This is a genomic window from Devosia sp. (assembly GCF_040509215.1).
GTDB lineage: Bacteria > Pseudomonadota > Alphaproteobacteria > Rhizobiales > Devosiaceae > Devosia.
The window spans coordinates 1-6,212 of sequence record NZ_JBEVLL010000004.1; the positions used below are offsets into that span (position 1 = coordinate 1).

General features: G+C 62.9%; 7 protein-coding genes. 2 read left to right on the plus strand and 5 right to left on the minus strand.

The window, feature by feature from the left end; translation table 11 throughout:
• Window positions 1-7: 7 nt before the first annotated feature.
• Both ABW043_RS00140 and ABW043_RS00145 read right to left on the minus strand, forming a co-directional pair.
• Window positions 8-925 (minus strand): ABC transporter substrate-binding protein, encoded by a 918-nt coding sequence (locus ABW043_RS00140; RefSeq protein WP_353919220.1) that lies wholly within the window; start codon window positions 923-925, stop codon window positions 8-10.
• 76 nt (window positions 926-1,001) lie between these two features.
• Window positions 1,002-1,895, minus strand: a complete 894-nt coding sequence (locus ABW043_RS00145) for a LysR family transcriptional regulator (RefSeq protein ID WP_353919221.1) — start codon at window positions 1,893-1,895, stop codon at window positions 1,002-1,004.
• A gap of 112 nt (window positions 1,896-2,007) precedes the next feature.
• Between ABW043_RS00145 and ABW043_RS00150 the strand changes: the two genes are divergently transcribed.
• The gene (locus ABW043_RS00150) at window positions 2,008-3,024 is read left to right on the plus strand and encodes a zinc-dependent alcohol dehydrogenase family protein (RefSeq protein WP_353919222.1); all 1,017 of its coding nucleotides are present in this window, start codon (window positions 2,008-2,010) and stop codon (window positions 3,022-3,024) included.
• A 104-nt stretch (window positions 3,025-3,128) separates the two neighbouring features.
• On the opposite strand, the gene ABW043_RS00155 is transcribed toward ABW043_RS00150, so the two are convergent.
• On the minus strand, window positions 3,129-3,986 hold the full coding sequence (locus ABW043_RS00155; RefSeq protein WP_353919223.1) for an SMP-30/gluconolactonase/LRE family protein: 858 nt from the start codon (window positions 3,984-3,986) through the stop codon (window positions 3,129-3,131).
• Window positions 3,987-3,993: 7 nt separating this feature from the next.
• Window positions 3,994-4,716 carry a FadR/GntR family transcriptional regulator gene (locus tag ABW043_RS00160; protein WP_353919224.1) on the minus strand — a complete coding sequence of 241 codons (723 nt, stop codon included), beginning with the start codon at window positions 4,714-4,716 and terminating at the stop codon, window positions 3,994-3,996.
• 224 nt (window positions 4,717-4,940) lie between these two features.
• Between ABW043_RS00160 and ABW043_RS00165 the strand changes: the two genes are divergently transcribed.
• A complete protein-coding gene (locus ABW043_RS00165) occupies window positions 4,941-5,969 on the plus strand; it encodes a mannonate dehydratase (protein ID WP_353919225.1) in 1,029 nt (342 codons plus the stop codon).
• Window positions 5,970-6,063: 94 nt separating this feature from the next.
• Here ABW043_RS00165 and ABW043_RS00170 read toward each other — a convergent pair.
• A partial coding sequence (locus tag ABW043_RS00170; RefSeq protein ID WP_353919226.1) for a winged helix-turn-helix transcriptional regulator occupies window positions 6,064-6,212 on the minus strand: 149 nt, incomplete at its 5' end.

Sequence of the window (6,212 nt, forward strand, 5' to 3'; positions counted from 1 at the left end):
ATTTGGCTCAACGCGTGGACGGGATCTCGTAGATCTTCTCGATATCGTCGAGCGCCAGATGCGCAGCCATCACGCCGCCGGCCGTCGCCCAGACCGTGTCGGACACGGCATAGACATGGCCAGCCTTGACCGCGTCGAGGTTCTGCCAGAGCGGGGAGGCCATCCAGGCTTCGGCTTCCTTGGTTGCGCCGCCGTCGCCGGTTTCGTAGCTGAAGTGCAGCAGGCGGTCGCCGTCGAGGTCCGGAATACGCTCGAGAGTGATCGGCTCGGCGAGACCTGCCTTGTCCTGTGCTGCGGGGCGGCCAAAGCCGATGTCGCGCAGGATGGAGCCGGAGAAGCTGTCATTGTTGTAGGCGTAGTTCTGGCCCGAGATGAAGCGCACGAGGCCGACCTTTTCGGCCAGACGATCGCCCAGCGCTGCCTTGATCGCTTCGACCCGGGTTTCATAGCCCTGGAGCAGCGCTTCGCCTTCGGCGGTCTTACCGACGGCTTCGGCATAGAAGGCGAGATTGTCGCGCCACTTACCGGTGATGTTCTCGACGAAAACCGTCGGCGCGATGGCCGAGAGCTGCTCGTAGATCTGCTCGTGGCGCTTCTTGTTGCCAAGGATCAGATCGGGTTCGAGCGAGAGAATGACTTCGAGGTTGGGCGCCAGCTCTTCGCCGACGAGGGTCGTATCCTTGAGCGCATCGGCGACGTGGTCGAACCAGGGATCGGCATTGGCCGAGCGCACGGCGCCAACCGGCACGATGCCCAGCGCGAGCAGATCTTCAGTCGCCTCATTGGTCAGGGCAACGATGCGCAGCGGCTGGTCGGGCACCGTCGTGACGCCCATGACGTGGGTGATGTCACGGGCAAAAGCGGGCGTTGCAAGGGCGAGGAGCAAAGGCACGCCAAGCAGCGTGAGGAGGCGGCGAGAAATCATGACCAATCCATTTTGTGACTATGATAGTCATGTTTCATCAATCCCAGACGCCGCGCGGAGTCAAGTCTTGGGCGGGCTAGAGCCGATAGCGTAGCGCCTCCACGAAGGCGGTAAAGGCCGGAGAGGGCTGGCGGCGATTGGGGTAGTAGAGGTGAAAACCCTGCCAGGTCGGCGACCAATCGGCCAGAACCTCGACCAGTTCGCCACGCTCGATATAGGGCCGGCTCATGAATTCGGGCACATTGGCAAGGCCATGCCCGTCGAGCGCCGCATCAAGCACGGGCAGGATGCTGTTGAAGATCAACTGCCCCTCGACCCGCACATTGAGTTCGCGGCCATCCTTCTTGAATTCCCAGGCATAGAGCGCGCCGGCCGTACTGAGCCGCAGGTTGATGCAGTGGTGATCGGTCAGATCCTGCGGGTTTTGCGGTTGGGGGTGTCGGGCAAAATAGTCCGGCGTGGCCACGACGGAAAAGCGCCAATCCGGCCCGATGCGCACCGCGATCATGTCGCGCGAGAGCGCCTCACCCAGGCGCACGCCGGCATCCATGCGCTGCTCGACGATATCGACGAAGCCGTTGTTGATCGCCAGCTCGACCGTGATGTCGGGATATTGCCCAAGGAAACCGCGCAGCATCGGCCGGAAGATCGAAGCAACGACGGAATCGCCGCAGGAAACGCGGATGGTGCCGGCCGGACGATCGCGAAAATCGCTGAGGGCCGCGATCTCGGCTTCGATCTCGTCGAAATGCGGCGCCACGGCGCGCAGCAGGCGTTCTCCGGCCTCGGTCGGCGAAACGCTGCGTGTCGTGCGCGAGAGGAGACGCACCCCCAACCGCGCCTCCAGCCCCTTCATCGTATGGCTCAGCGCCGAGGGTGTCACGCCCAACTTGGCCGCAGCGCGGGTAAAGCTGCGCTCGCGGGCGACAGCGAGGAAGGCCTGGAGATCGTCGATCGGGCTGCGTGCCATTCCTGAATCATGCTCAACACTGCATCAAGATTACTCACGATAATCCGATGATGCCGGCTTTGGCTACAATGGCGGTCGAACCACTGGCGATCCCTCGCCAAGGAGACCACTTTTGCTCGCTACCATGCTCTATGCCCCCGGCGACGTCCGCGTCGAACAACGCGACGAACCGGTGATCCAGAAGCCGACCGACGCCATCATCCGCCTCACTGCCACCTGCATCTGCGGGTCCGACCTGTGGCCGTTCCGCGGCCTCAATGACATTTCGAGCCCCATGGCCATGGGCCACGAATATTGCGGGGTGGTCGTTGCCGTCGGCAGCGACGTCAAGACGGTGAAGCCGGGCCAGTTCGTCGTCGGCTCCTTCGTGCTCTCCGACAATACCTGCCCCCATTGCCGCCACGGTTTTCAATCGTCCTGCGAACAGCGCGAGTTCATGACCGGTGGGCAGGCCGAATATGCGCGCGTGCCGCTCGCCGATGGCACGTTGATCGCCACCGACACCATGCCCGATGACGACCTGATCCCGAGCCTTCTCGCTGCTTCCGACGTGCTCGGCACCGGCTGGTATGCGGCCGATGCGGCGCGCGTGCAGTCTGGGTCGACCGTTGTGGTCGTAGGCGATGGCGCTGTCGGGCTAATGGGCGTCCTCGCCGCCAAGCAATTGGGTGCACACCGGATCATTGCCATGAGCCGCCACAAGAGCCGGCAGGACTTGGCGCTTGATTATGGCGCCACCGACATCATTGCCGAGCGCGGCGACGAGGGCGTGGCACGCGTCAAGGAATTGACCCGGCGCATCGGCGCCGATGCCGTGCTCGAATGCGTTGGTACGCAGGAAGCCATGCAGACCGCCATCAATTGCGCGCGGCCGGGCTCGATGATCGGCTATGTCGGCGTGCCGCATGGCGTGCAGTTCGATGGCCAATCGCTGTTCTTCTCGCAGACCGGCATGATGGGCGGTCCCGCCCCGGTGCGCCGCTTCCTGCCGCATCTGCTCGATCTGATCCTGACCCGCCAGATCAATCCGGGCCGCGTGTTCGATTTGGAACTGCCGCTTGCCGAAGCCGCCGAAGGCTATCGCGCCATGGACGACCGCCGCGCCATCAAGACGCTGCTTCGGCCATAACAACCACGGTTCGTCACCCTCGGGCTTGACCCGAGGGCTCTACACTTACTGCGCGATTGCCAAGTGAAACGTCCTCGGGTCAAGCCCGAGGATGACGTCCGGTGTCACCCAAACACCCCAACCGGAACCCCCGGCACATCCACTAGGAACTGCACGATCCCGTCGCGCTCTTCCTCGCGTGAGTTGAGGCTCGTCACGAATACCGTTTTCATATCCGGCCCGCCAAAGCAGGGCATGGTCGGGAATTTCAGCGGCATGTCGACCCAGTCCAGCAATTCGCCCGTCGCCGAGAAGCGATTGATGCGGCTGGCTGACGGCCCTGCCGACCAATAGTTGCCCTCGACATCGCAGGCGCCGCCATCGGGGCGTCCATTGGCCTCGTCATTGTCCCGCAGGCGCCGGCGGTTGCTGACCGCGCCGGTCGCGCGATCAAAGTCCCAGCAATCGAGCCACATGCTGCCGCGCGAGTCCGAATGGTAGAGCATTGTGGCGTCGGCGTTCCAGGCAAGGCCATTGGAAATGGCGATCCCCTCGGCGATCACCCGCACCTCGCCATCGGGCGCCACACGATAGAGCTTTGCGGCCGGAGCACCGCTTGGGTCTGCATCCATGCTGCCGACCCAGAAGGCGCCATCTGGCCCCACCTTGCCGTCATTGAGCCGCATATCGGGCTTGGCGTGCTCGATGCGCGCTACCTGTTCTCGTGCGCCGGTGACAGGATCGAAAACAACGACATCATTGCGCAGGGCCACGACCAGCTTGCCGTTCTTCGCCAGCCCAAGGCTCGGCACAGGCTCGCCGAATTCCCAGAGCTTTCGTTCTCCCGTGTCGATATCGAGCGCATGTACCGCGCCAGCCGGAATATCGCACCACAGCAGGCGTCCATTGGCCGCGTCCCACACGGGGCTTTCGCCCACGCCAAAACGCTCGCGGATCACCCAGTTCACGTCAGGCTGCGTCATGGCGCTCTCAATGGCCGATATCGTGGGCAAGGCTCCACTCCCGATAGCGGCGGCGGCCGCCTTCGAGATGCTGGCGCATGGCAAGGCGCGCCGCGTCGGGTTGGCGATCGCTGATGGCCTCAAAGATTCGGCGGTGCTCGGTCTGGATGTTCTCCAAAAACTCCGCCTTGTCCTTCTCGTCGCTAAAACTGGCGCCTAGCGCGCGGCGCGGGATCAGGCGTTCGCCCATTTCATCGACGAAAAGGCGGAAGCGGGAATTGTTGGTGGCGTCGGCGATGGCGCGGTGAAAGGCGCGGTCGGCATCGGTCGCGAGCGTATTGTCGGCCAGATGTCGGGCAAACTGGGACAGCGCCTGTTCCATGCGGAGAAGATTGGTCTCCGTCCGGCGCTCGGCGGCGAGACCCGCAGCCTCGATTTCGACGCTCATGCGGAATTCGATCAGGTCGAGCACGTCGGCAATGTCCTGCGGCGCCTCCATGAACATCGATCCGCCCACGGCCTTGGGTGGCTCGCTGACATAGACGCCGCTGCCGCGCAACGAGCGCAGCCGGCCCTCAGCCTTGAGGCTGGCAATGGCCTCGCGCACCACGGTGCGGCTCACGTCAAAAGTTTCGCAGAGCTTTTCGGCCGGGGGCAGTTTGTCGCCGGGCTTGAGGCCACTATCGGTAATGAGACGGACGAGTCCGTCCTTGACGCGATCCGTCAATCGCAGGGCTATGATTTCAGCCATTTTCCGCTTTTCGCGTCCTCGATGGTAACAGTCTGCTAGCGCATCGCAGCAGAGTGGGGGGGCTTCTATCGCATGCCATGCCGAGCCGGATTTGTCATCCTTCTCGTGCCACGGACGCGCGTAGGGCGATGAAATCTCTGCCGCCGTGATCATGTTCGGCTTGTAGCATGCCCAGATATTTCATACAACTTTGTAGAAGTCATAACACTTGAGGGATTTCTGACATGTATGTGGGTACCCAGCTGAGCGGGGAGAAGTTCAACGAGGTGGGAGATGCCCACCTGCGCCAGCTTGCACAGCTTGGTTTGCGCCACGTCTGCATCGATCCGGTCGGCAATCCGCATGATTGGACGCGCGACGTGCTGGAGCGCCATATCGAGCGCATCGAGGCGGCGGGCCTGGTCCTCGACATGGTGCAACTGCCCATGTCCTCCGCCGGTGTCGACAAGGTAAAGTCGCCTTCCATCGTCCTTGGCCAGGATCCGGAAAGAGAGCGGGAGGTCGACAGCATCTGCCGATTGATCGAGACGCTGGGCGTGCTTGGCATCAAGGCCGCAAAGTACAATTTCAACATTCTGGGCATTCCGCGCACACCATCCGAGCGCGGTCGCGGCGGCGCCATCATGTCGACCTTCCGGCACGACCAGACGACGGATGACGCCGTTCCAAGCCGCGCCGGCAATGTCAGCGCCGACGAGATGTGGGAGCGCATTACCTGGTTCCTCGAGCGCGTCGTCCCGGTGGCTGAAGCGAGCAAGGTGCGCCTTGCCTGCCACCCGCACGATCCGCTGACACGCCCCGGCTATCGCGGCATGGAGGAGCGCGTATTGGGCTCGGCTGAAGGGCTCAAGAAGTTCGTCTCCATTGCCGAAAGCCCCTATCACGGCCTCAATTTCTGCCAGGGTACGGTGGCTGAAAGCCTCGAAAATCCGCGCGAGGAAATCGGCGATATCATCCGCTGGTTCGGCGAGCGGAAGAAGATTTTCAACGTCCACTTCCGCAACATCAAGGGCGGCCGCTACTCCTTCACCGAGGAGTTTCCCGATGCCGGCGACATGGACATGGCGGCGAGCCTGAAGATCTACAAGGAAGTTGGCGTCGACTGCATGATCATGCCCGACCACGTGCCGCATATCGATGGCGAAGCGCCATTCGAGACCGCCTTTGCCTTTTGCTACGGTTATATCATCGGCGTTTTCCAGGCCAATGGCTGGGACCCTTACGGGGCCGGGATTTCGGGCGGGGGGCTATAGGAGTAGGAACCCACCCGAGGTCGGGGCGTGGGGCCGTTGTTGGCGCAAAGCGGACGACGCGCGCCAGCGCATAGCTTTCACGCAGGCAGTCACTTCAGCGAGCGTCGCTAGAAATGCTCCCGCGTGCGGCCCAATCGCGTAGGGCATCAATTGCTGGGCCAAGCGCGCGCCCGAACCCAGTCAGCGAGTATTCCACCTTCGGAGGCACCTGCGGATACACGGTCCGATCAATGAGGCCGTCCT